This window comes from Pseudonocardia sp. MH-G8, from assembly GCF_002262885.1.
In the GTDB taxonomy this organism is placed as follows: domain Bacteria; phylum Actinomycetota; class Actinomycetes; order Mycobacteriales; family Pseudonocardiaceae; genus Pseudonocardia.
Genome location: NZ_NKYF01000004.1, coordinates 190034 through 212930 on the forward strand (window position 1 = coordinate 190034; position 22897 = coordinate 212930).

19 protein-coding genes and 2 pseudogenes are annotated in these 22897 nt (G+C 73.7%); 14 read left to right on the forward strand and 7 right to left on the reverse strand.

What is annotated here, in order from left to right; all coding sequences use genetic code 11:
* Positions 1 to 501 precede the first annotated feature (501 nt).
* From treS to CFP66_RS13015, 3 genes are read left to right on the forward strand one after another with little or no spacing between them, the layout of a single operon-like run.
* Entirely contained in the window at positions 502 to 2253 is a 1752-nt protein-coding gene (treS, locus tag CFP66_RS13005) for a maltose alpha-D-glucosyltransferase (RefSeq protein WP_094923412.1), read from the forward strand.
* Positions 2250 to 3653, forward strand: coding sequence for an aminoglycoside phosphotransferase (locus CFP66_RS13010; protein ID WP_094923413.1), 1404 nt, complete (start codon positions 2250 to 2252; stop codon positions 3651 to 3653). Before treS ends, CFP66_RS13010 begins: the two co-directional genes overlap by 4 nt.
* A 59-nt stretch (positions 3654 to 3712) precedes the next feature.
* The gene (locus tag CFP66_RS13015) at positions 3713 to 4729 is read left to right on the forward strand and encodes a sigma-70 family RNA polymerase sigma factor (RefSeq protein WP_198961419.1); all 1017 of its coding nucleotides are present in this window, start codon (positions 3713 to 3715) and stop codon (positions 4727 to 4729) included.
* A gap of 51 nt (positions 4730 to 4780) precedes the next feature.
* Here the strand turns inward: CFP66_RS13015 and CFP66_RS13020 are convergent, their stop codons facing one another.
* A complete protein-coding gene (locus tag CFP66_RS13020) occupies positions 4781 to 5296 on the reverse strand; it encodes a hypothetical protein (protein WP_094923416.1) in 516 nt (171 codons plus the stop codon).
* A 220-nt stretch (positions 5297 to 5516) separates the two neighbouring features.
* Between CFP66_RS13020 and glgB the strand changes: the two are divergent.
* Positions 5517 to 7709: pseudogene (gene glgB, locus CFP66_RS13025) on the forward strand (1,4-alpha-glucan branching protein GlgB); the annotation flags it as partial.
* Between the two features lie 1330 nt (positions 7710 to 9039).
* Here the strand turns inward: glgB and CFP66_RS13030 are convergent.
* Positions 9040 to 10257 (reverse strand): glycosyltransferase family 87 protein, encoded by a 1218-nt coding sequence (locus tag CFP66_RS13030; protein ID WP_158228084.1) that lies wholly within the window; start codon positions 10255 to 10257, stop codon positions 9040 to 9042.
* 91 nt (positions 10258 to 10348) lie between these two features.
* Between CFP66_RS13030 and CFP66_RS50285 the strand changes: the two are divergent.
* The 5 genes and pseudogenes from CFP66_RS50285 to add form a co-directional block, all read left to right on the forward strand.
* Positions 10349 to 10927, forward strand: a pseudogene (locus CFP66_RS50285) (neutral zinc metallopeptidase); the annotation flags it as partial.
* A gap of 837 nt (positions 10928 to 11764) precedes the next feature.
* A complete protein-coding gene (locus CFP66_RS13040) occupies positions 11765 to 12127 on the forward strand; it encodes a helix-turn-helix transcriptional regulator (protein ID WP_233159384.1) in 363 nt (120 codons plus the stop codon).
* Positions 12124 to 12609 carry an SRPBCC family protein gene (locus CFP66_RS13045; RefSeq protein WP_094923421.1) on the forward strand — a complete coding sequence of 162 codons (486 nt, stop codon included), beginning with the start codon at positions 12124 to 12126 and terminating at the stop codon, positions 12607 to 12609. The genes CFP66_RS13040 and CFP66_RS13045 overlap by 4 nt, the downstream gene beginning before the upstream one ends.
* 111 nt (positions 12610 to 12720) lie before the next feature.
* Positions 12721 to 13737, forward strand: a complete 1017-nt coding sequence (locus CFP66_RS13050; RefSeq protein WP_094923423.1) for a LacI family DNA-binding transcriptional regulator — start codon at positions 12721 to 12723, stop codon at positions 13735 to 13737.
* Between the two features lie 164 nt (positions 13738 to 13901).
* Complete coding sequence (gene add / locus CFP66_RS13055; protein WP_233159385.1) at positions 13902 to 14939, forward strand: adenosine deaminase; 1038 nt, start codon at positions 13902 to 13904, stop codon at positions 14937 to 14939.
* Between the two features lie 116 nt (positions 14940 to 15055).
* Here add and CFP66_RS13060 read toward each other — a convergent pair whose 3' ends face one another.
* Positions 15056 to 15970: a tetratricopeptide repeat protein gene (locus CFP66_RS13060; protein ID WP_094923883.1), complete on the reverse strand. Its 915-nt coding sequence runs from the start codon at positions 15968 to 15970 to the stop codon at positions 15056 to 15058.
* 314 nt (positions 15971 to 16284) lie between these two features.
* Here CFP66_RS13060 and CFP66_RS13065 point away from each other — a divergent pair, with 314 nt between their 5' ends.
* A complete protein-coding gene (locus tag CFP66_RS13065) occupies positions 16285 to 16578 on the forward strand; it encodes a hypothetical protein (protein ID WP_094923427.1) in 294 nt (97 codons plus the stop codon).
* Between the two features lie 58 nt (positions 16579 to 16636).
* Here CFP66_RS13065 and CFP66_RS13070 read toward each other — a convergent pair whose 3' ends face one another.
* Positions 16637 to 16939, reverse strand: a complete 303-nt coding sequence (locus tag CFP66_RS13070; protein WP_094923429.1) for a thiamine-binding protein — start codon at positions 16937 to 16939, stop codon at positions 16637 to 16639.
* 105 nt (positions 16940 to 17044) lie between these two features.
* Between CFP66_RS13070 and CFP66_RS13075 the strand changes: the two genes are divergently transcribed.
* Complete coding sequence (locus CFP66_RS13075) at positions 17045 to 17572, forward strand: MarR family winged helix-turn-helix transcriptional regulator (protein WP_094923431.1); 528 nt, start codon at positions 17045 to 17047, stop codon at positions 17570 to 17572.
* Positions 17573 to 17583: 11 nt separating this feature from the next.
* Here the strand turns inward: CFP66_RS13075 and CFP66_RS47200 are convergent, their stop codons facing one another.
* Positions 17584 to 17898 carry a hypothetical protein gene (locus CFP66_RS47200; RefSeq protein WP_143517245.1) on the reverse strand — a complete coding sequence of 105 codons (315 nt, stop codon included), beginning with the start codon at positions 17896 to 17898 and terminating at the stop codon, positions 17584 to 17586.
* 110 nt (positions 17899 to 18008) lie between these two features.
* Here CFP66_RS47200 and CFP66_RS13080 point away from each other — a divergent pair, with 110 nt between their 5' ends.
* Together CFP66_RS13080 and CFP66_RS13085 are read left to right on the forward strand one after the other, a co-directional pair.
* On the forward strand, positions 18009 to 18920 hold the full coding sequence (locus tag CFP66_RS13080; RefSeq protein ID WP_094923433.1) for a pentapeptide repeat-containing protein: 912 nt from the start codon (positions 18009 to 18011) through the stop codon (positions 18918 to 18920).
* Positions 18917 to 20143: a helix-turn-helix transcriptional regulator gene (locus CFP66_RS13085; protein WP_094923435.1), complete on the forward strand. Its 1227-nt coding sequence runs from the start codon at positions 18917 to 18919 to the stop codon at positions 20141 to 20143. The genes CFP66_RS13080 and CFP66_RS13085 overlap by 4 nt, the downstream gene beginning before the upstream one ends.
* Here the strand turns inward: CFP66_RS13085 and meaB are convergent.
* Positions 20140 to 21114 carry a methylmalonyl Co-A mutase-associated GTPase MeaB gene (meaB, locus tag CFP66_RS13090; protein ID WP_094923437.1) on the reverse strand — a complete coding sequence of 325 codons (975 nt, stop codon included), beginning with the start codon at positions 21112 to 21114 and terminating at the stop codon, positions 20140 to 20142. The genes CFP66_RS13085 and meaB overlap by 4 nt on opposite strands.
* A gap of 11 nt (positions 21115 to 21125) precedes the next feature.
* Complete coding sequence (locus tag CFP66_RS13095) at positions 21126 to 22316, reverse strand: acetyl-CoA C-acetyltransferase (protein WP_094923438.1); 1191 nt, start codon at positions 22314 to 22316, stop codon at positions 21126 to 21128.
* A 119-nt stretch (positions 22317 to 22435) separates the two neighbouring features.
* Between CFP66_RS13095 and mce the strand changes: the two genes are divergently transcribed.
* Complete coding sequence (mce, locus tag CFP66_RS13100) at positions 22436 to 22879, forward strand: methylmalonyl-CoA epimerase (RefSeq protein ID WP_094923440.1); 444 nt, start codon at positions 22436 to 22438, stop codon at positions 22877 to 22879.
* Positions 22880 to 22897 lie beyond the last annotated feature (18 nt).

The following is a 22897-nucleotide window of genomic DNA, read 5'->3' on the forward strand; positions in this document are numbered from 1 at the left end:
TTCCTGGTGCGGGGCGTTCAGGGTCCTCCACCTGCGGTCCCGGCAGAACCCTCGAATCCGTGCGCGATCGACCACGTGCGGTGACGGCACCACTGAGTCCCGACCGACGTGGGTGGCCGGTGTGCGATGTCCGTGGCCCCGCAGCATCAGCGTCACCCCGACGGCGACGACGGCGACCAGCAACGTCATCCCGACCAGACCCAGACCTTGCCGACGAGCCGACCGGCAACCTCGTAGCAATTGGCCCCGATGCTGCGCGTGCCCGTTCAACCGGTCCGCACGTCACCTACTCCGCGTAGCGCCGGAGCCCGCCTCTGTCGCGGGTCGCGGGCGGTGACCGTTCGTACCGGCCCGATGACTCCTCTGAGGTCCTCCTCCCGGGCGGCAGTTACGCTCGCACCGGCCGCCGAGCCACGTCCTGCGCACGGGCATCCGCCCGGTAAGACTGGCCGGGTGCCCCCTCCGCCATCAGTCCCCGCCCGGTAGGAACGCGATACCCCCATGTCGATCGACACCTCGGACGCCGAGCCCCAGCACACCGACGACGACCAGCTGGTCGAGTCCTCGTCGGAGGATTTCGAGCATGCGCGCACACTGAAGGTCGATCATGATTGGTACAAGCGGGCCGTCTTCTACGAGGTGCTGGTCCGCGCGTTCTCGGACTCGAACCGGGACGGCACCGGCGACCTGAGGGGCCTCACCGAGAAGCTGGACTACATCCAGTGGCTCGGTGTCGACTGCCTCTGGCTCCCGCCGTTCTACGACTCACCGCTGCGCGACGGCGGCTACGACATCCGCGACTTCCGCGTGGTGCTGCCCGAGTTCGGCACCGTGGACGACTTCGTGGTGCTGCTCGACGAGGCCCACAAGCGTGGCATCCGCGTGATCACCGACCTCGTCATGAACCACACCTCCGACCAGCACCCGTGGTTCGAGGAGTCGCGGCGCAACCCGGAGGGCCCCTACGGCGACTTCTACGTCTGGTCCGACGACGACTCCCAGTACGCCGACGCCCGGATCATCTTCGTCGACACCGAGACGTCCAACTGGACCTACGACCCGGTCCGCGGGCAGTTCTACTGGCACCGGTTCTTCTCCCACCAGCCCGACCTGAACTACGACAACCCCGACGTGCAGGACGCGATGATCGACGTCCTGCGGTTCTGGATGGACCTCGGCATCGACGGGTTCCGCCTCGACGCGGTGCCCTACCTGTTCGAGCGCGAGGGCACCAACTGCGAGAACCTCGCCGAGTCCCACGACTTCCTCAAGCGCTGCCGCAAAGTGATGGACGTCGAGTACCCCGGCCGCGTCATGCTCGCCGAGGCCAACCAGTGGCCGTCGGACGTCGTGGAGTACTTCGGTGACGCGGAGGTCGGCGGCGACGAGTGCCACATGGCGTTCCACTTCCCGCTCATGCCGCGCATCTTCATGGCCGTGCGCCGGGAGAACCGCTTCCCGATCTCGGAGATCCTGGCGCAGACCCCGGCGATCCCGTCGGGCACGCAGTGGGGCATCTTCCTGCGCAACCACGACGAGCTCACGCTCGAGATGGTCACCGACGAAGAGCGCGACTACATGTACGCGGAGTACGCCAAGGACCCGCGGATGAAGGCCAACATCGGCATCCGCCGCCGGCTGGCCCCACTGCTGGAGAACGACCGCAACCAGCTCGAGCTGTTCACCGCGCTGCTGCTGTCCCTGCCCGGTTCACCCGTTCTGTACTACGGTGACGAGATCGGCATGGGTGACAACATCTGGCAGGGCGACCGCGACGCCGTCCGCAGCCCCATGCAGTGGACGCCCGACCGCAACGCCGGGTTCTCCACCTGCGACCCCGGCCGGCTGTACCTGCCGATCATCATGGACCCGGTCTACGGCTACCAGGCGGTCAACGTCGAGGCGCAGTCGCACTCGTCGACGTCGCTCCTGCACTGGACCCGGCACATGATCGAGGTCCGCAAGCGGCACCCCGCGTTCGGGCTGGGCGAGTACCACGAGCTGGGCGGCTCGAACCCGTCCGTCCTCGCGTACGTGCGTTCGGACGGCGACGACGCCGTGCTCTGCGTCAACAACATGTCACGGTTCCCGCAACCGGTGGAACTGGACCTCTCGCCGTGGCAGGGTTGCGCCCCCCACGAGCTGACCGGTGGCGTGCCGTTCCCGGCGATCGGGGAGCTGCCCTACCTGCTGACCCTTCCGGGACACGGCTTCTACTGGTTCTCGATCACCCCGCCGGAGGAGTCTGGATGAATCTCGCCGAGGAGCTTCCCGCCCTGTTGCCCCAGTGGCTGCCCACGCAGCGCTGGTTCGCCGCGAAGGGCCGGCCGGTCCGCACGGTCACCGTCGCGGCGGTCACCCCGCTGCGCACGGGCGCGGAACCGCTCCTCGACCTGGTGCTGCTCGCCGTCGCGTTCGCCGACGATTCGCCCGTGCAGCACTACCAGCTCCTCGTCGGCCGCCGGGAGCAGCCGCGCGGCGAGCTGGAGCACAGCATGATCGGGAAGATCGGCGCCCACCTCGCCTACGACGGGCTCTGGGACCCCGCGGTCACGGAATGGCTGCTGGACGCCATCCGCTCCGGCTTCACCGCGGGCGATGTGCGGTTCGTGCCCGAGCCCGGCGCCACCCTCGCCGAGAAGGGCCCGGGGAGGGTGCTGGGCGTCGAGCAGTCCAACACCTCGGTGTCGTGGGGCGAGCAGTCGATCCTCAAGCTGTTCCGCCGCGTGCTGCCCGGCGTCAACCCCGACCTCGAGCTGCACCGGGCCCTGCGGTCGGTCGGCAGCACCGAGGTGGCCGCGCTGCAGGGCGCGATCGAGGGCGTCCTGGACGGTGAGCCGGTCACGCTGGGCATGCTGCAGGACTACGCCGCCAACTCCGCCGACGGCTGGTTGATGGCCCAGGCGAGCGTCCGGGACCTGCTCGCCGAGGGCGACCTGCGCGCCGACGAGGTGGGTGGCGACTTCGCGGCCGAGGCGTCCCGCCTGGGCGAGACGATCGGGGTGGTGCACGCCGAGCTGCGCGAGGCGCTCGGCACCGGCGAGGGCGACCCCCGCGCGCTGGCCGCCGCCTGGCGGGACCGCCTCACCGCGGCGGCCGCCGAGGTACCGGCGCTCACCGCGCACGTCGAGCGGATCCGCGCCGGGTACGACGCGGTCGCTGCGCTGACCGGCAGCGTGCCCGTCCAGCGTGTGCACGGCGACCTGCACCTGGGCCAGACGCTGCGCACGCCCTACGGCTGGCTCGTGATCGACTTCGAGGGCGAGCCCGCCGCGCCGCTCGACGAACGCATCCGGCCGGACTCGGCGCTGCGTGACGTCGCCGGCATGCTCCGCTCGTTCGACTACGCCGCGTTCCACCAGCTCTCCCAGTGGGAGCCCGCAGGCGACTGGACCGACCCGGACCACGACTCCCAGCTCGCCTGGCGGGCCCGTGAGTGGGCCCAGCGCAACCGCAGCGCCTTCTGCGACGGCTACGCCCTGCGCGCGGGCGGCGACCCGCGTGAGCAGGCGGCCCTGCTGCGCGGCTTCGAGCTGGACAAGGCCGTCTACGAGGTGGTCTACGAGACGCGCAGCCGACCCGCCTGGGCCGTGATCCCGCTGGCGTCGATCGAGCGGCTCACCGCCGAGGCGCAGTCCGACGCGGGCGTCTAGTACCCCGGCCACAACCTGGCCACCGGCCCGTTGTCAGGGGCGTGGGACACACTGGCGGCGTGACGGCGGCAGACCTCTCCCTGGCCCGCGGGGGCGACGACGCGGCGTTCCACCGGCTCGTCGAGCCACTGCAGGGTGAGCTGCGCGCGCACTGCTACCGGATGCTCGGTTCCCTGCACGACGCCGAGGACGCCCTGCAGGACGCGCTGCTGCGGGCCTGGCGCGGGATCGGCCGTTTCGAGGAGCGCAGCTCGGTGCGCGCCTGGCTGTACCGCATCGCCACCAACACCTGCCTGGACGCGATCGGCAGCCGGGGAAGGCGGGCGCTGCCGGTCGACCTGGGCCCGGCGGCGGAGCACGCGGTGCTCGACGACCATGCGCTCACCGAAATCGCCTGGCTCGGCCCCTACCCCGACGACGGCGTGGCCGACGGGCCCGCGGCCCCGCACGTCCGCTACGAGCAGCGCGAGAGCGTCGAGCTGGCGTTCGTCGCCGCTCTCCAGCACCTGCCGGGCAACCAGCGTGCCGCGCTGCTGCTGTTCGAGGTGCTGGGCTACTCGGCCCGCGAGGTCGCCGAGACCCTCGGCACCACCGTCGCGTCGGTCAACAGCGCCCTGCAACGCGCGCGCAAGGTCGTCGAGGAGCTGCGGCCCGAGCAGAGCCAGCAGCAGACGCTGCGCGCGCTCGGCGACGTCCGCCTGCGGGAGGTGGTCGCGCAGTACTCCGACGCGCTCGAGCGCGGCGACGCCGACGCGCTCGTCACCCTGCTCACGGCCGACGTCAGCTGGTCGATGCCGCCGCTGGCGAGCTGGTACCGCGGCCGTGCCGCCGTCACCGACTTCCTGGTCCGGCTGCCGCTGCGCGAGCGCTGGCGCCACCTGCCGGTGCGCGCCAACGGGCAGCAGGCGGTGGCCTGCTACATCTGGGACGAGCGCGTCGGGCACTTCCGCGGCGCCGCCCTCGACGTCCTCACGTTCCGCGGCGACCGGCTCGCCGCGGTCACCGCGTTCCTCGACGGGTCGCTGTTCCCACGCTTCGGGCTGCCGGAGAGCCTGCCCGCGGAGCCGGGCTCGTGAGGACCAGCCGGCGGATGTCCCCCGGCCCGCCGCGGTGAGGCGGGAACCGCGTCAGCCCGGCAGCACCTCGCCCGCCGCGAGCTGCGCCACGAGCGCGTGCACGTCGTGGGTCGCCAGCAGCCGGCTCACCGCGCACCCGGCCTGCGCGTAGACCTGCGGGTCGGCCCCCGCCGCGTGCAACCAGTCGCCGAGCGTCTCGGGCAGCGGCCCCGCCGGCTCGACGCGACACCGGTCCCCCGTCCCCGCGGGCTGGAGGTAGCGGGCGTCGTCCGAGACGAGCACCGCGAGGCCCTCGTCGAACCACTGCGGCACGGTCGCCGATCCCAGCCGGGCGTGCAGCTCCACGTGCGTCAGCTCGTGCGCGGCGATCACGGGGTCGATCCCGCGCGGCGAGAGCATCACGGCACGGTTCAGCACGGCGATGCCCCGCTCGCCACCACCTCCGATGCGCGCGTAGCAGGCGTCGGTGAGGCAGGCGAGGAACGCCGGGCCGCCGCGCAGGTCGCCGAAGAACTCCGCGACGCGCTGCGTCCCCTCGTCCACCCGGCCGACGCCCGCCACCACCACCGGCGACGCCTGCGCGACCCCATATCCGCCCCTCCCACACCGATTCCTGTCCTCCCACACCGACTGCAACCGGTGTGGCGGCACCACGCTCGGTGTACCAGCACGGAATCGGCGCGCGCGGTTCGCACCCAGAGTGATCACATCGTTGCGCCCAGGGTCGGCACCGCGCCGCGGAGGGCAATAGGGTGCGCAGGTGGCTCGCGAGGAAAACGGGACCCAGATGATCAGCGAGCGGGTCGACCCGTGCCCGCCGGACCCACGGACGGTCGAACGGCTGCTCGGCGGCGCCCACCACGATCCGCACTCGGTCCTGGGCGCGCACCCGCACCCCGGCGGCACCGCCGTGCGCGTGCTGCGCCCGCACGCCGACGAGGTGCACGTCGTGCGCGCGGGCGGGGAGCGGCACCCGCTGGTCAAGGTGCACGACTCCGGCCTGTTCTCGGGCCTCGTGCCGGGTGAGCCCGCGGACTACCGGATCGCCGTGCGCTACGGCGAGCGCGTCGACGTCGTCGACGACCCGTACCGCTGGCTGCCCACCCTCGGCGAGGTCGACCTGCACCTGATCGGCGAGGGCCGCCACGAGCGCCTGTGGGACGTGCTGGGGGCGCACCTGCGCCGCTACGACACGCCCGCCGGCCCCGTCACCGGCACGAGCTTCGCGGTCTGGGCGCCCACCGCGCAGGGCGTCCGCGTCACGGGCGACTTCGACGGCTGGTCCGGCTGGGCCCACCCGATGCGCGTGCTGGGCAGCTCGGGGATCTGGGAGCTGTTCGTCCCCGGCATCGAGCCCGGCACCCGCTACAAGTTCCGCATCCTGGGCCGCGACGGGCGCTGGCGCGACAAGGCCGACCCGATGGCGTTCCGCACCGAGATCCCGCCCGCCACCGCGTCCATCGTGGACGCCTCGACGCACCGGTGGGGCGACGAGGAGTGGCTGGAGGCCCGTGCGCGGCGGCAGGCGCACGCCGAGCCGATGAGCGTCTACGAGGCGCACCTCGGCTCGTGGCGCCCCGGGTTGGACTACCGGGAGCTCGCCCGCGAGATGGCGACGTACCTGGGCGAGATGGGGTTCACCCACGTCGAGCTGCTGCCGGTGGCCGAGCACCCGTTCGGCGGGTCCTGGGGCTACCAGGTCACCTCCTTCTACGCGCCCACGGCGCGGTTCGGCACCCCGGACGACTTCCGCTGGTTCGTCGACCACCTGCACCAGCACGGCTTCGGCGTGATCATCGACTGGGTGCCCGGGCACTTCCCCCGCGACGAGTGGGCGCTCGCGAAGTTCGACGGCAGCGCGCTCTACGAGCACGCGGACCCGCGCCGCGGCGAGCAGCCCGACTGGGGCACGCTCGTGTTCGACTTCGGCCGCCGCGAGGTGCGCAACTTCCTCGTCGCCAACGCCCTGTTCTGGCTGGACCAGTTCCACGTCGACGGCCTGCGCGTCGACGCCGTGGCCAGCATGCTCTACCTCGACTACTCCCGCCCCGAGGGCCAGTGGCTGCCCAACGTCCACGGTGGTCGGGAGAACCTCGACGCCGTCGCGTTCCTGCAGGAGATGAACGCCACCGTCTACCGCAACCACCCCGGCGTCATCACGATCGCCGAGGAGTCCACCGCGTGGCCGGGCGTCACCCGTCCCACGCACCTGGGCGGTCTGGGCTTCGGCTTCAAGTGGAACATGGGCTGGATGCACGACACGCTCGACTACGCGGGGCGTGACCCGATCTACCGGGGCTACCACCACAACCAGATGACGTTCTCGCTGATGTACGCGTTCAGCGAGAACTTCGTGCTGCCGCTCTCCCACGACGAGGTGGTCCACGGCAAGGGCTCGCTGTGGGCCCGCATGCCCGGCGACGCCTGGAACAAGTCGGCGAACCTGCGCGGCCTGCTGGCCTACATGTGGGCGCACCCGGGCAAGCAGCTGCTGTTCCAGGGCGGTGAGTTCGGCCAGGAGCGCGAGTGGTCGGAGTCGCGCCCGCTGGACTGGCACCTGCTCGAGGACCCGCTGCACGCAGGCGTCAAGACACTGGTCGGCGACCTGAACCGGGCCTACCGCGCCACCCCGGCCCTGTGGACGAGGGACTCCACGCCCGAGGGCTTCTCCTGGATCGACGCCAACGACGCCTCCGGCAACGTCCTGAGCTTCCTACGCCACGGCACCGACGCCGACGGCAAGCCGACGGTGCTCGCCTGCGTCGCCAACTTCTCCGGCAGCCCCAAGCGCGACTACCGCGTCGGGCTGCCCTTCGCCGGCCGCTGGCGCGAGGTGCTCAACACCGACGCGCAGATCTACGGCGGTTCTGGCGTCGGCAACCTGGGCGCGGTCGAGGCCGAGCAGGTCATGTGGCACGGGCGGCCCGCGTCGGCCGTGCTGCAGCTGCCGCCGGCCGGAGTGCTGTGGCTGGTGCCCGAGCCCGGGGCCGGTGCGGTGCGCCGTCGTTCGGCCGCCGCCGTCGCCGCCGCCGAGGCGGTGACCCCGCCGCGGGGCTTCGACATCCTGCCGCCGGGCGTGGCGGACGAGCCGGACCTCACCGCCGAGGTCCCCACGTCCGACGCGGGCGAACGCCACCCGGCGAGCGGGCCCGCCGCCGATCTGACGAGCACCGGCACCGACGACCTCGCCGCCGAGGTCCCCATGTCCGATGCGTCCCAGCGCCACCCGGTCGTCCAGCCCGGTGCCGACCCGGCGGGCACCGAGGACCTCGGTGACGAGCCCGATCTCGCGGCCGAGGTTCCGGTCTCCGACGTCCCCGCCCGCCCCTCGGCCGTCGCCGGCCCCTCCGCCACCACCACCGGGACGAGCGCACCGGTCACGACCTCGCCGGTGGCCGGCCCGGACCCGGACGCGGCGGGCACGCCGTGGACGGCCCCGCAACCGCGGCCCACACCGGGCGTCCGGGCAGGTGACGAGCCGCGCAGCGCCACGGACACCACGGGCGTCGACGCGCCGTCGCCCGCCGCGTCGCGCCCCGACGCAGGCCCCACGGAGGAGCCCGGCCCTTCGGCCGCCGCAACCGGCCTGCCCACGGCGTCCGGGGAAGGCGGCTCGGCGCTCGAGCCCGAGCAGCCCCGGGTCGAGCCGGCCGGGGAGCTCGCGACGACGGACGCGGTGCCCGACGCCCCCGCCCCGGACACCGACAGCGTGCTGGACGACGGACCTGCCGCTCCCGTCACGGGCGAGGCCCCGCCGGAGCCGGTCGACCCGGACCCCGGCGCCAGGCCCTGAGCCTTCACTGTGTGAGTCGCACGTCAGGGTCGTCGCGACCACGCTGACGTGCTTCTCGCGCGCCGGCTCGGCGTCATGATCAGGTAGACATGGAATCTCCTGTGGGTGCGCCGTTCCCGGCTCGCGACCGCTGCCTCACGCCCCGGCCCGGGACGTCCGCGCAGTCGGCCGGGTTCCGCTGCTCCTGCCCGTCGGCGGGGTGGCCGGGTGGGCAGAACTGCCGAATATCGGGGCTGAGTGGGCGGCCGTCCCCGGCGCGGGCCCAGGCCTGTGCGCACCTTGCGGTGCTCCCGATCCACCCCCGGGCCTACGAGGCAGGGCCACGGGGAGGAACGGCGGGGCGCGCCGCGTCGAGGACGTGCTCACACCCTGTGGCCGATGATCCGCGCCGTGCGCCCGGTCGACGGGTCGTGTGAGCGGAGTGCGTGGGCAGGCGCGCGGGTGACTGCGGAGCGGCGGCTGCACGACCCGGTGGATGTTCCTGGCCACCGCGCTCGTTCCTTCCCGGCGGGGAGCGCTACCCCGCCGGCGCGGCCGGCCGTGCCGAGGTGCGCGGCCGGCTCGCCGTCCACATCAGCGCGAGCCAGTAGCCGAGGAGCACCACGAAGTAGAGCGAGCGTGCGACGTCCGCGGCGATGCTGTCGCCCGTCCACTCCGCGTTCCACGACACCGGCACGACGGCCACGGCGAGCGCTGCGGCGGCCACCCCGCCCAGCCCGAGCGTGACCAGCAGCAGCACACCGGGCCACAGCAGCATGAGGTAGTTGTGCCAGGCGATCGGCGAGAACAGCAGCCCGGCCGCGAGCACGGCCCACGGAGCGGTGCCCGCGGGGTCGATCCGGTCCCGGTGGCGTCCCATCCACACCAGGGTGCCGACCAGCACGGCCGCCCCGAGCAGGGCGCCGAGCAGCGACGGCACGCCGAACCGCACTGCCAGCCCGGGCAGCGACGCGTTGTCCACCGTGTCGGGCACCGGCTCGCTGACGGCGATGCGCAGCCAGGTGAACGCGCTGGACGGGCCGGCGGCGAGCACGCCGAGCAGGGTGGCGCCGGCCGCACCGGCGATGCCGGCCCGGAACGGGCGCCAGCGCCGCTGGACGGCGGGTAGCAGCAGCAGCGGCGCGAGCGAGGGCTTGAGCGCCACCGTGAACCCGTAGAGCACGGCGGCGAGCACCGGTCGCCCCCGGCGCTCCGCGATCCAGCCCGCCACCAGACCCGCGAGCAGCAACGGGTAGATCTGGCCGAGCACGAGCGTGCCGTGCAGCGGCGACGACGCGAGGACCGCGAGCACCACCAACGCGGTGACGGGGCGCGTCAACCTCAGCTCGCGGGCCACCGCGACCACGGCCGCCACCACGACGAGCAGCGTGCCCACGGCGAACACGCGGTAGGCGGTGAGCGCGTCGAGCCCCGCGAACGGCACGAGCAGCAGCGTGAGCAGCGGCGGGTTGAGGTTGGTGAGCTTCGCCGGCGTCTCGTAGATGTCGGCGCCCCCGACGAGGGCCACCGCGGAGTGCCAGAACGTGTCGAAGTCGACGTGCAGGTCGCGCATGTCCGCGCCCGGCAGCAGCGTCACGAGCGCGTCGGGGTGGCGCACGTGCAGCACCACGGTGGCCACCACCGACGCCAGGACGACCATCCCGGACGCGGCGTGGCGCAGGGCGTTCGCGCGCGCACCGGGCACACGACCGGGGTCGTCCACCCCGTCGCGTCGCCACTGGTTCCGCACGGTCACGGTTCCTGACGCTATCCGGCCCGTTCGGGTTCGGCGGAACCGCTCCCCCGCAGGGGGTCGGCGCGCGATGATGTGCCGCGTGTCCGCACCGATGCCCCGCTGGGTCGCCGTCGTGGCGGCGGTCGTCGTCGCGGCCGTCCCGGTGCTGCTGGGAGGCGCCTGCAGCCGGGTGGTGCCCGGCGATGCGCGAGCCGCCACGGCACCGGCCACGGCCGCCATCTCCGCGGTGCCGCCCACCGGGCCGGCGAGCGAGGTCGCGGCAACCACCGTCGCGGCGCTGCAGGAGTTCTGGCGGCAGGAGTTCCCGGCGGCGTTCGGCCGCGAGTGGACCGACATCACCACCTTCGCCGCGGTCGCCACCGACGATCCGGATGCCACCGCCCCACCGTGCACCAACCGCGCCGCCGACCTCGCCGACCAGGCGTTCTACTGCCCGGCCGCCGACGCCGTCGCCTGGGACGCCGACGGGCTCATGCCGTTGCTGCAGGATCGGTTCGGCCCGGCGGGAGTGGTGGTGGTGCTCGCCCACGAGGTGGGGCACGCGGTGCAGACCCGGCTGGGCATCGACGCGGCGCAGGAGCGCGGCCCGCAGCGCTACCCGACGATCCTGCTCGAGGCCATGGCCGACTGCTACGCCGGCGTCGCGATCGCCCACCTGCTCGAGGAACCGGTCGCAGGGCTGCCGCTGGGTCCCGCGGAACGCGACGACGCGATGCGCGCGCTCGTCGGGTTCCGGGACCCCGTCGGCGTCGAGCCCGGAGACCAGAGCGCGCACGGCAACGCGTTCGACCGCGTCTCCGCGTTCCAGGACGGTCATCGCGACGGCGCTGTGCGATGCGCGGAGATGACCGTCGACAACCGGACGTTCACCCAGCGCCGGTTCGGCTCCGAGGCCGATTTGGCCCGGGGCGGCAACCTGCCGCTGCGTGACCTGCTGGCGTTCGTCGAGGACGACGCGGGGAGGTGGTTCACCGACCTGGCCCCGGGCCGGGACGCGCCGCGGCTGAGCTCCGGCGGCGCCTGCCCGCCCGAGCGGCTCGCGACGCAGGGGCCCGCCGCGTACTGCCCGGACGACGGCGGGGTGGCGGTCGACCTCGCCGCGATCGAGGACGTGCACCGCGAGATCGGTGACTTCGCCGCCGCCACGCTCGTCGCCGGCCGGTACGGCATGGCCGCGCTCGACGCCGTCGGCACGTCGCCCGTGGGGCGGCCCGCGGGCGCGGGCGCCACCTGCCTCGCGGGCGCCTACACCGGGCGGTTGCTCGAGGCACCAGACGGGTTCCGGCTCTCCCCCGGCGACCTCGACGAGGCGGTGCAGGTGCTGCTGCTCGCCGACTGGGTCGCCCGCGACGCGGAGGGCGCCTCCGACCCGGCCGAGCACGGGTTCGAGCGCATCACCCGGTTCCGCACCGGCCTCCTCGACGGGCCGGCCGGCTGCCTGCCCGGCCGTTGAGGCAGAACGCGTCGAGGGTTGACGGCAGCCACCGCCACCCAGATACTTAGGCACGTGCCTAAGCGAGTGGAGGTCGGAGCCGGGGGGACCGTCGCAGAACTGGACCGCGTGTTCCACGCGCTGTCCGACCCCACCCGCCGTCAGGTCGTCGAGCGCCTCGGCCGAGGGCCCGCCACCACGAGCGATCTGGCGCGCCCGTTCGACATGGCACTGCCGTCGTTCACCCAGCACATGGGCGTCCTCGAGCGCTCCGGCCTGGTGACGTCGCAGAAGGACGGACGGGTGCGGACCTACCGGCTCGCCCCCCGCCCGCTCGAGGACCTCGGCTCCTGGCTCACCGCGCAACGCGCGCTGTGGACCCGGCGCCTCGATCAGCTCGACACGTTCCTCTACCAACTGAAGGAGCAGCAGGAATGACCGTCTACCGCGTGAACCCCGAGCTCGACCTCGTCCTGGAGCGCACCGTCGACGTCGCGCCGGAGCTGGTCTGGAAGGCCTGGACCACGCCTGAGCTGCTCGTGCAGTGGTTCGCCCCGAAGCCGTGGACCACCACGTCCTGCGAGATCGACCTGGAGCCCGGCGGCAGGTGCAACACCACCATGCGCTCGCCCGACGGCGACGAGTACCCGAACACGGGCTGCATCCTGGCGGTCGAGGACGGTTCGAAGCTGGTCTTCACCTCGGCCCTGGCCGCCGGCTTCCGCCCGCAGCTCGTCGAGGGCGGCTTCCCGTTCACGGCGGTGATCAGCATCGAGTCCGACGGCAACGGCGGCACGAGGTACACCGCCACGGCCATGCACGCCGACGCATCCTCGAAGAAGCAGCACGAGGACATGGGCTTCCTCGAGGGTTGGGGACTCACGCTGGACCAGCTGGTCGAGGTGGTGAAGTCCCTGTGACCGACGGCGCGGGGATCACCTGATCACCACCCGGCGCATGCGGGGCATCCGGACCAGCACCGTTTAACCTGGTGGGAGGGCCGGCCACGTGTCCGGCCGAGTGGGAGCCCCATGCACCGTCCGACCATCTCCGACATCGCGGCGCGCGCGGGCGTGTCCAAGGCCGCCGTGTCCTACGCCCTCAACGGGCGCCGCGGTGTCTCGCCCGCCACGCAGGCGCGGGTCGTCGCCATCGCCGAGGAGCTGGGCTGGACGGCCAACAACGCCGCCCGCGTCCTGTCCGGCGCGCGGGCCGGCGTCGTCGGGTTGGTGCTGGCCCGTCCCGCGCGGACGCTCGGCCTCGAACCGTTCTTCATGGCCTTCATCAGCGGCCTCGAGCAGGAGCTGAGCAGCCGCGACACCGCCCTGCTGCTGCAGCTCGTCCCCGACCACGCGGCCGGCCTCGCCACCTGCGCCCGCTGGCAGGGCGCCCGTCAGGTCGACGGCGCGATCGTGGTGGACCTCCTCGACCACGACGACCGCATCGTCCCGCTGCAGGAGATGGGCCTGCCGTTCGTGGTGGTCGGGGACGCGCGGGACCAGCCGGACGTCGCATGCGTCTGGACCGACGAGGTCGCCGGGATGACCCGGATCGTCGAGTACCTCGCGGCGCTGGGGCACCGCCGGGTCGGCCGCGTGGCCGGGTTGGCGCAGCTGCGGCACACCGTCCAGCGCACCCGCGCGTTCCACGCGGCCGCCGAGCGGCTCGGGCTCGAGGAGGTGGTGCTGCAGTCGGACTACTCGGGCGAGGACAGCACCCGCGCCACCCGCCGGCTGCTCTGCGGCCACAGCCCGCCCACCGCGATCGTGTACGACAACGACGTCATGGCCGTGGCGGGACTGTCGGTCGCCGGCGAGATGGGGATCGAGGTCCCCCGGCAGCTGTCGGTGGTGTCGTGGGACGACTCCCCGCTGAGCCGGCTCACCCACCCGGCGATCACCGCGCTCGCGCACGACGTGATGGCGTACGGGTCGCACGTCGCGCGACGGTTGCTCGAGGTCATCGAGGGCGCGCCGGCACGAGCCCACCTCGACTCGGCCCACACGCTCGTGCCGCGGGGGAGCACGAGCCCGCCGCGGCGCGGATGATCGCTTGACGTCCGCCGCCGTTGCGGGCACGGTGCCACTCATGGATCTCCGGACGGCGGCGCTGCTGCGGCGGCCGCTGTACGGGCAGTGCTACGACCGGGGCGACGCCGACTGGTGAGTGCGCTCGCGCTCCCGTCCTGTCCCGTCGTCCGGAAGGTTCCCCCGTGTCCCCGTCCCGTGTGGCGGCGTTCGTCGCCGCCCTGCCCAAGGTCGAGCTGCACCTGCACCTGATCGGTTCCGCCTCGCTCGACACCGCGCTCGCCCTCGCCCGTCGTCACCCCGACGGTGGCGTGCCCACCGAACGCGAGGCGCTGCGCCAGTACTACGCGTTCACCGACTTCCCGCACTTCCTGCGCGTCTACGAGCGGGTGAACCGGCTGGTCACCACGGCCGCCGACGTCGTCACACTGCTCGACGGGCTCGCCGCGGAGCTCGCCGCACGTACGGTGCGCTACGCCGAGGTGCAGGTCACGCCGGTGCGCAACCGCATGGCCGGCATCGGCTACGCCGCGCTCGCCGGAGCGCTCACCGAGGGGCGGGCTCTGGCCCGCGAGCGCCACGGCGTGGAACTCGGCTGGGTCTTCGACGCCGACGCGCTCCTCGGCCCCGACGGCGCGGAGGAGACCGTCGACTTCGCCGTCGGGCACCGCCCGGAGGGCACCGTCGGCATCGGGCTCGGCGGGCCGGAGACGGGCATCCACCGCGCCGACTTCGCACCGGCCTTCCGGCGCGCCCGCGCCGCGGGCCTGCACAGCCTGCCCCACGCGGGCGAGACCGTTGGCCCCGACGAGGTGTGGGCGGCGGTCAACGAGCTCTGCGCCGAGCGGGTCGGGCACGGGATCGGCGCCGCCCGCGACCCGCGGTTGCTGGAGCACCTCGCCGAGCACCGCATCCCGCTCGAGGTCTCCCCCACCTCGAACCTGCGGACGGGCGCCGTGCGGGCAATCGAGGAGCACCCGCTGCCGGTGCTGCACGCGGCGGGTGTGCCGGTGACGCTGGCGACCGACGACCCGGGGATGTTCCACACGGATCTGAACGCCGAGTACCAGCTGTGCCACGAGGTGTTCGGGATGACCGTGCCCGAGCTGGCCGAGATCGCGCGGACCGGGGCGCGGGCCGCGTTCTGCGAGCCCGACCTGCGGGATCGCATCCTCGCCGAGATCGACCAGGTCGAGGGGGCAGCCGCCACGAACGCGGGGTGATCGCCCCGATCCCGACATCGGCTGGGCGGGGAGGCTGCTGTTGCCGAGTCCCGTCCGTGATCGTCAGCTCGGTGCAGAAGCGGCCGGATACGGCCGTCCCTGCACCGAACTGGTGATCAGAACAGGGCGCGGGCCAGCGCCCGCCGGGCCGTGCTGACGCGCGGGTCGTCGGCCGGGAACAGCTCGAACAGGCCCACCAGGTGCTCGCGGACGCGGTCGCGGTCCGGCCCCGAGGTCCGTCCCACCGCCGTGACCAGCCGCTGGAACGCCGCCTCGACACCATCGGCAGCGACCTCGGCGTCGGCGGCGGCCAGCTGGGCGTCGACGTCGTCGGGAGCGGCGTCGGCCCGCGCGATCGCCGACGGGTCGGCAGCCTCCGCCCGGGCCAGGAACCGCACCTGCGCCAGCGCGGCGCCGGCCTGCTCGTTGGCGGGCTCTACCGCGAGGATCTGCTGGTAGGCGGCCTCGGCAGCGGGGTAGTCGCCGCGTTCGAGCGCATCCTCGGCCGCGGTGAAGCGGGGGTCCTCGGGCTCCTCGGCCGGCTCGTCATCGGCCGTGGCACCCGCCTCGGCCTGGCCGATGGCGGGCATCCGCTCCCGCAGCGCGTCGAGCAGGGCGGCGATCCACTGCCGGATCTGGGGCTCGGGAAGCGCGCCGTTGAACGCGTCCACCGGCTGGCCGCCGGCGACGGCCACCACCATCGGGATCGACTGGACGCCGAACGCCTGCGCGATGCGCGGGTTGGCGTCGACGTCGACCTTGGCGAGGATCCACGCTCCGTTACCGGCCTCGGCGAGGCGTTCCAGCACCGGAGAGAGCTGCTTGCACGGGCCGCACCACTCCGCCCACAGGTCGACGACGACCGGGACCTGCAGCGACCGTTCGAGGACGTCCGCCTGGAAGCTCTGCTCGGTGGCATCGACGACGAACCGGCTGTCACCTCCCCCGCCGCCTGCCTGCGGTGCCGCCTGCGGGCGAGCAGCCGCCTCGGAACTTGCCTTCAGCGCGGAGAGATCCACCGCACCGGCCATCGCGCGCGACAGGGCGGCCGACTGCGCCGCCTGACGAGGATCGGGTCGAGACACGCCGTTCATCCTGCCACCGGCGACCGTGCCCGCGCGCACGCACCGAACATCATCCGATCAGGTAGTCCCGACCCGAGATCCCCGGGTCGAATTCACTCACTGTGTGCAACTCGTTCGTCGCGTTGCGCTATCGATCACCGGACCGGTGGAGCACCAGACACGCGGGCCACTCGTTGACCAAGTGTGAGTGACCGAGTGGTCGCTCTGCGTAGACATCTACTCGGCCGCACCCGCGGCATCCCTCACTCGAAGGAACCCGCATGAGCTCGGAGAACACCGTCGCCGACCGCCTGCTCGAGGACGCCCGCAAGAAGACCGCCAAGACCGAGAGCCCCGCGCTGGGCAAGGCGGCTCTGATCGTGGGTGTGGTCGCCCTGCTCGTCAGCCCGATCTCGATCCTCGGGTTCATCGTCGGCGCCGTCGCCATCGGCCTCGGCGTGGCGGCCGTCCGACGCCCGGTCAGCGCCAAGCAGGCGAAGATCGCCATGGCGCTCGGCGGTGCGGCGATCCTGATCGGCGTGTTCTTCTACACGCTGAACGTCTCGCTGGGCTGACACCACCCGCACCCGGACGGGCCGCACGATCGACGATCGTGCGGCCCGTTCCGCGTGCTCAGCCCTCCTCGAGGGCCGCCTCGACGCGCTCCACCTTGGACTGCAGCTGGCCGATGTAGCCCGGGCGGATGTCGGCCTTGAGCACCAGGCTCACCCGCGGCGCGTGCGCCTGGACGGCCTCGACGGCCCGCTTGACGACGGCCATGCCCTCGTCCCAGGACTCGGCCTCGATCGTGGTGAACATGGACGTGGTCTCGTTGGGCAGGCCCGACTCGCGGACCACCCGGACGGCGTCGGCGACGGCGCCGCTCACGCTGTCGTCGGCGGTGCCCGCCGGCGCGATGCTGAAGGCGAAGAGCATGTCGCCACCCTGCCCCAGTCCGCTTCCTCTCCGCGACCCGGCAGACCCGGCGGACCCCGCCACGCCGGCCGGCTCGTGACAGCAGCACTGCTAACGTCGCCACCCATGGCCAGCCGGGAGCCACTGCCGTTCGATCCGATCCTGCGCGCCGCCGAGCTGTGGGACGAGCGCATCGGTCCGGCACGCACCATGGCCGCGGTGACCAGCGTGATGCGGGTGCAGCAGATCCTCCTCTCGGCCGTGGACGGGGCTCTGCGCCCGCACGGGCTGACCTTCGCCCGTTACGAGGCACTGGTGCTGCTGACCTTCGCCCGGACCGGCCGGCTGCCGATGCGCGTGATTGGTGAGCGGCTGCAGCTGCACCCCACCAGCGTGACCAACATCGTGGATCGCCTCCAGGCCGACGGTCTGGTGCGTCGCGCACCGCACCCCACCGACCGGCGGGCCACGCTCGTGGAGATCACCGAGGCCGGCTCGGCCCTCCAGGAGAACGCCACCAAGTCGGTGACCGCGATCGACTTCGGCCTCACCGGCCTCACTCCGGACGAGGAGACGCAGCTGACCGCCCTGCTCGGACGGGTGCGCCGAGCGGCAGGCGACTTCGACGAGCGCGCCGACCGGCGCCACGCCTGAGGGGCACGCGTTCAGGCCTGCTCCTCCCCGCCACCTCCCCGCGCGTCGGGCCCCTCGACCGCCTGCTCGGCGGCCCGCTCAGCGGGCTCCTCGGCAGGCCCCGAGTGGCGCGCGCCCCCCGGCCACGAGCGCATGGTGCGGCCGCCGGCGGGACGTCGCGCCGCACGTCTGCCCCGCCGCCGCCCGCCCGGCCCGCTCCCGGCACCGCGCCTGCGCGAGCCCGCCGGATCCGCCGACCGGCGGGGCCGCCGCGCCGCGTAGTAGCCACCGACCACGCCCCCCACCGAGCCTGCGAGCGCACACATCGGGCACGTCGTGAGATCCACGAGTGCACCCCCTCCGCCGTTGTTACCGCCCTGTTGCCGCAACACCGTTGACGGTAGGCGCCACCCCCGACATCCTGGGACGGCGACGAGCCGATGTGGGAGGAGCAGGCGTGCGGGAGCGCTTCATGCTGCTGGCCACACTGCTCGGGGCCATCGCGATCACCGTGGCCACCACCGCGGTGCTCGTGCTCGTCGAACCCCTGGCCCCGCTGTCGGAGGCCGTCCGCACCGGCGCGCTCAGCGGTGGTGCGGTCATCGCGCTCTACGCCCTGTGGCTCAACGACCGCAGGCGGCGGATCGAGGAGGCCCGCCACGACCTGGAGGGCGAGAAGATCGCCGACGAGCGGTTCGCGCGCTCGGTGGAGCTGCTGGGCAACGACGCCGACCAGGTGCGGGTAGGCGCCCTGCACGCGCTGGCGTGGCTGGCCGGGTCCACGCCCCGCTACAAGCAGACCGTCCTCGACGTGCTCTGCGCCTACCTGCGCAGGCCCTTCGAGCACCCCGGCCTCCCCGACGCCGCTGAGGAGGCCGACGAGACACCGCAGCGCGACCCGGTGGCCGATCGGGAGCGCGAGGTGCGCCTCACCGCGCAGCGGCTGATCGCCGATCTGCTCCCGTGGGGTACGGACCGCGATCCGCGCGCCTACCACCTCGACCTCACCGGCGCCCGGCTCGAGCACTTCCGCCTGGAGGGCAGGCGCATCGGACGGCTCACGGCGCGCCACGCCCGCTTCCACGGCATCACCCGGCTGTCCACAGTGGAGGCGACCAAGCCGGTGCTGTTCACCGAGGCGGCCTTCTTCGGCCGGCTCGAGGTGCGCGACGCACGTTTCCACGGTGGCGTCTCGTTCCGGCGCGCGACGTTCGGCGGCGAGGTGGCGTTCACCGGGGCCACCGTCGACGGGTTCGTCGACCTCACCACCGCCGCTCCCGACACGCAGGTCGGCACGCTCCGCGCCGGGAACGGCACCAGGGTCGACGGCGCTCCCGGACGCTGGGCTGTGGAGGCGCTGGCGCCGTGACCGCGCGGCACGAGCCCAGCGGGCTGCGGGCGGCGCGGCGAGCGCGCGGATGGTCGCAGTCCGAGGCCGCGCGGGAGCTCGTCGCACTCGCCCGTGCCCACGGGGCACCGGTGGCCGGGGCGGCGAGCCTCAAGACCCTGCTGTCCCGATGGGAGAACGGCCACGCCGTGCCCGAACTGCAGTACCGCGCGCTGCTGGGCGAGCTCTACGGGCGCACGCCGGCCGAGCTCGGCATCACCGGGCCGTCCGCGGATCCGGAGGCCGACACGGCACCCGCCCGACTCCGCGGCGCACTCGCCGCCGCCGCGGCCGTCGACACCGCGGCTCTCGAGCTGTGGCACGCGCAGCTGGAGCTGGCCGTCCGGCTCGACGACGAGCTGGGCGTCGCCGGGGCCGCCGAGCTGGTCCGCGTGCTCGTCGACGCGCTCGACCACACGCTCCGGCACGTGATCGGGGATCCGGCGCGGGCCGCCGTGGCGGCGGTGCTGGCGCCCGCGGCGGCCCTCGCCGGTGCCCAGGAGCTCGACCGCGGCCGTCCCGACCAGGCCTGGCAGCGCTACGACCTCGCACGCACCGCCGCCGGCACGGCCGGGCACGCTCCCGGCATCGGGGTGGCCCTCGCCGGGCAGGCCTCCGTGCTCGTCGACGTCGGCGAGCCCGCCGCCGCCGTCGCGCTCCTGGAAGCGGTGGAGCCGGGAGTCGACGGCCCGGCGCGCGCCCGCCTGGCCGGTGCGCGGGCGGCCGCGCTGGCGGCGACGGGCGACGCCGCAGGCACGCACCGGGCGCTCGGCATCGCCCTGCAGTCGCGGTCCGACCCCGGCACGGAACCGCTGCTAGCCGATCCTCCTGCTCCCGCGCCGGCCGGCCAGGGCACCCGGATCGACGCCGTCGCGCCCGGGTTCGCGGTCGAGCTGGCCGACGTCGAGCGCTGGCACGGCCACGCACTGGCCGTCCTCGGCGACGCGGCGGCCGTCGCGCCGCTGCAGCGCGCGCTCGCGGCGCCGCCACGCTCGGTGCGACACCGCGCCGCCCTGCACGCCGATCTGGCGCTCGCGCTGGCCCCGCAGCACCCGGAGGACGCGGTGCGGCACGCCCGGCAGGCCCGGGCGCTGGCCGAGCGCATCGGCTCCGCCCGCACGCAGGCCCTCCTGGCCGCCCGCGGCGGAGCCACCGCCCCCGCCATGAGTGCGGCGACGATCGATCGTTCCGAGTTCGAGCGCTAGCGGCCGGGGCCGCCCAGCCGGCCGGTCAGCTCGTCGGCGGCACCGTAGGGGTCGAGCTCCCCGTCCAGCACCCGCTCGGCCAGCTGCGGCAACCCGGCCGCGCCACGCAGGTCCTCCATCCGGCTGCGCACCGCGTCGAGCGCGATGGCCCGGATCTCGGCCTCCGCGCGGACCCGACTGCGCCGCCTGCGCTCGCCGCTGCGGTCGAGCCATTCGCGGTGGGCGTCAAGCGCCGACACCACGTCGTCCACGCCCTCGCCGCGTGCCGCCACGGTGCGCACCACCTCGGGCTTCCACGCGTCGCCTGCGGACGGCTCGGCGAGCGAGAGCATGTTGCGCAGGTCGCGCGCGGTCTGCCGGGCGCCGTCGCGGTCGGCCTTGTTCACGACGAACACGTCGGCGATCTCGAGGATACCGGCTTTCGCGGCCTGCACCCCGTCGCCCATGCCGGGCGCCACCAGTACGACGGTGGTGTCGGCGAGACCCACCACCTCGATCTCGGACTGGCCGACGCCCACGGTCTCGACGAGCACCACGTCACACCCGGCCGCGGCGAGCACCCGCAGGGCCTGCGGGGTGGCGCGGGCGAGGCCGCCGAGGTGCCCGCGGGTGGCCATCGACCGGATGAACACGCCGTCGTCGGTGGCGTGCTCGCCCATCCGCACCCGGTCGCCGAGCAGCGCGCCGCCGGAGAACGGCGAGGACGGGTCGACCGCCAGCACGCCCACGCGGCGCCCCTGCGCGCGCAGCGCACCGACGACGGCGGACGTCGTGGTCGACTTCCCGACCCCCGGCGCCCCCGTCACCCCCACCACGTGCGCGCGGCCGGTGTGGGTCACGAGCGCGCCCGCCACCTCGCGCAACGCCGCCTCGGCGCCGTCCTCGACGAGCGAGAGCAGCCGCGCGACGGCGAGCTGCTCCCCCCGCCGGGCCCGCTCGGCCAGGTCGGGTACGTCGACGGGCCGTGGCATCGTGAGCGGGCTCAGCCCGCCGCCGGAACGCGGATGATCAGAGCGTCGCCCTGGCCGCCACCACCGCACAGCGCGGCCGCCCCCACGCCGCCGCCTCGGCGGCGCAGTTCCAGGGCGAGGTGCAGCGCGATGCGGGCGCCGGACATGCCGATCGGGTGGCCGAGGGCGATGGCACCGCCGTTGACGTTGACCTTGTCGGAGTCGATGCCGAGCTTCTTGGTGGACACCAGCCCGACGGCGGCGAACGCCTCGTTGATCTCGACGAGGTCGAGGTCGCCTGCGCCGATGCCCTCCTTCGCACACGCCTTCTCGATGGCGTTGGCCGGCTGCTCGTGCAGGCTCGCGTCCGGGCCGGCCACCACGCCGTGCGCGCCGATCTCGGCGATCCAGGCGAGCCCGAGCTCCTCCGCCTTGGCCCGGCTCATCACGACCACGGCCGCGGCACCGTCGGAGATCTGCGACGACGAGCCCGCGGTGATCGTGCCGTCCGAGGAGAAGGCGGGGCGCAGCTTCGCGAGGCTCTCACCGGTGGTGTCCCCGCGCACGCCCTCGTCGGTGTCGAGGACGAGCGGGTCGCCCTTGCGCTGGGGCACGCTGACGGGAGCGATCTCCTCGGCGAACGTGCCGTTCGTGGCCGCCTTCGCCGCCAGCTGGTGCGAGCGGGCCGCGAACGCGTCCTGGTCCTCACGCGTCACGCCGTAGCGCGCGTTGAACTTCTCGGTGGACGCGCCCATCGGGAGCTGGTCGAACGCGCAGAACAGCCCGTCGTGAGCCATGTGGTCGAGCATCGTGACGTCGCCGAACTTGAAGCCGGCGCGCGACTTCGGCAGCAGGTGCGGCGCCTGCGTCATCGACTCCTGGCCACCGGCCACGACGACGTCGAACTCGCCGGCCCGGATGAGCTGGTCGGCCAGCGCGATGGCGTCGAGCCCGGACAGGCACACCTTGTTGATCGTGAGCGCCGGGACCTCCATCGGGATCCCCGCGCCGAACGCCGCCTGCCGGGCCGGGATCTGGCCCGCGCCGGCGGTGAGCACCTGACCCATGATCACGTACTCGACCTGGTCGGGCGCCACGCCTGCCCGCTCCAGCGCGGCCTTGATCGCGACGGATCCGAGCTGGGCGCCGCTGAAGCCCTTCAGCCCACCCGACATCTTGCCCATCGGGGTGCGGGCCCCGGCGACGATCACGGATCCGGACACGGCTACCTCCATCGGCGGTGCTGGCGGGCGACCCGACGATACCCGCCGGTAGCCCTCCTCGCGGTCGTGAGAACCCGCACAGCAGAGCCAATCCGTCGTCGGGCGGTTATCGTCCGCCCATGGGAGAGCACACCGTCCTCGCTGTCGACCACGTCGGGATCGCCGTGGCGGACCTCGATGCCGCGATCGAGTGGTACGCCTCCACCTTCGGACTGGTGGCGACGCACACCGAGACCAACGAGGAGCAGGGCGTGCGGGAGGCGATGCTCGCGGCGCCCGGCGACGCCGGCTCCGCCGTCCAACTGCTCGCCCCGCTGCGCGACGACTCGGCCATCGCGAAGTTCCTCGACCGCAACGGCCCGGGCCTCCAGCAGCTGGCCTACCGCGTGGCCGACGTGGACGCGAGCTGCGCCGCGCTGCGTGAGCAGGGCATGCGCCTGCTGTACGACGAGCCGCGCCGGGGCACCGCCGGCTCGCGCATCAACTTCGTGCACCCGAAGGACGCCGGTGGGGTGCTCGTGGAGCTCGTCGAGCCGGCCGCGAGCACTGACACCGCACACTGACGTGGGCACCGTCACGGC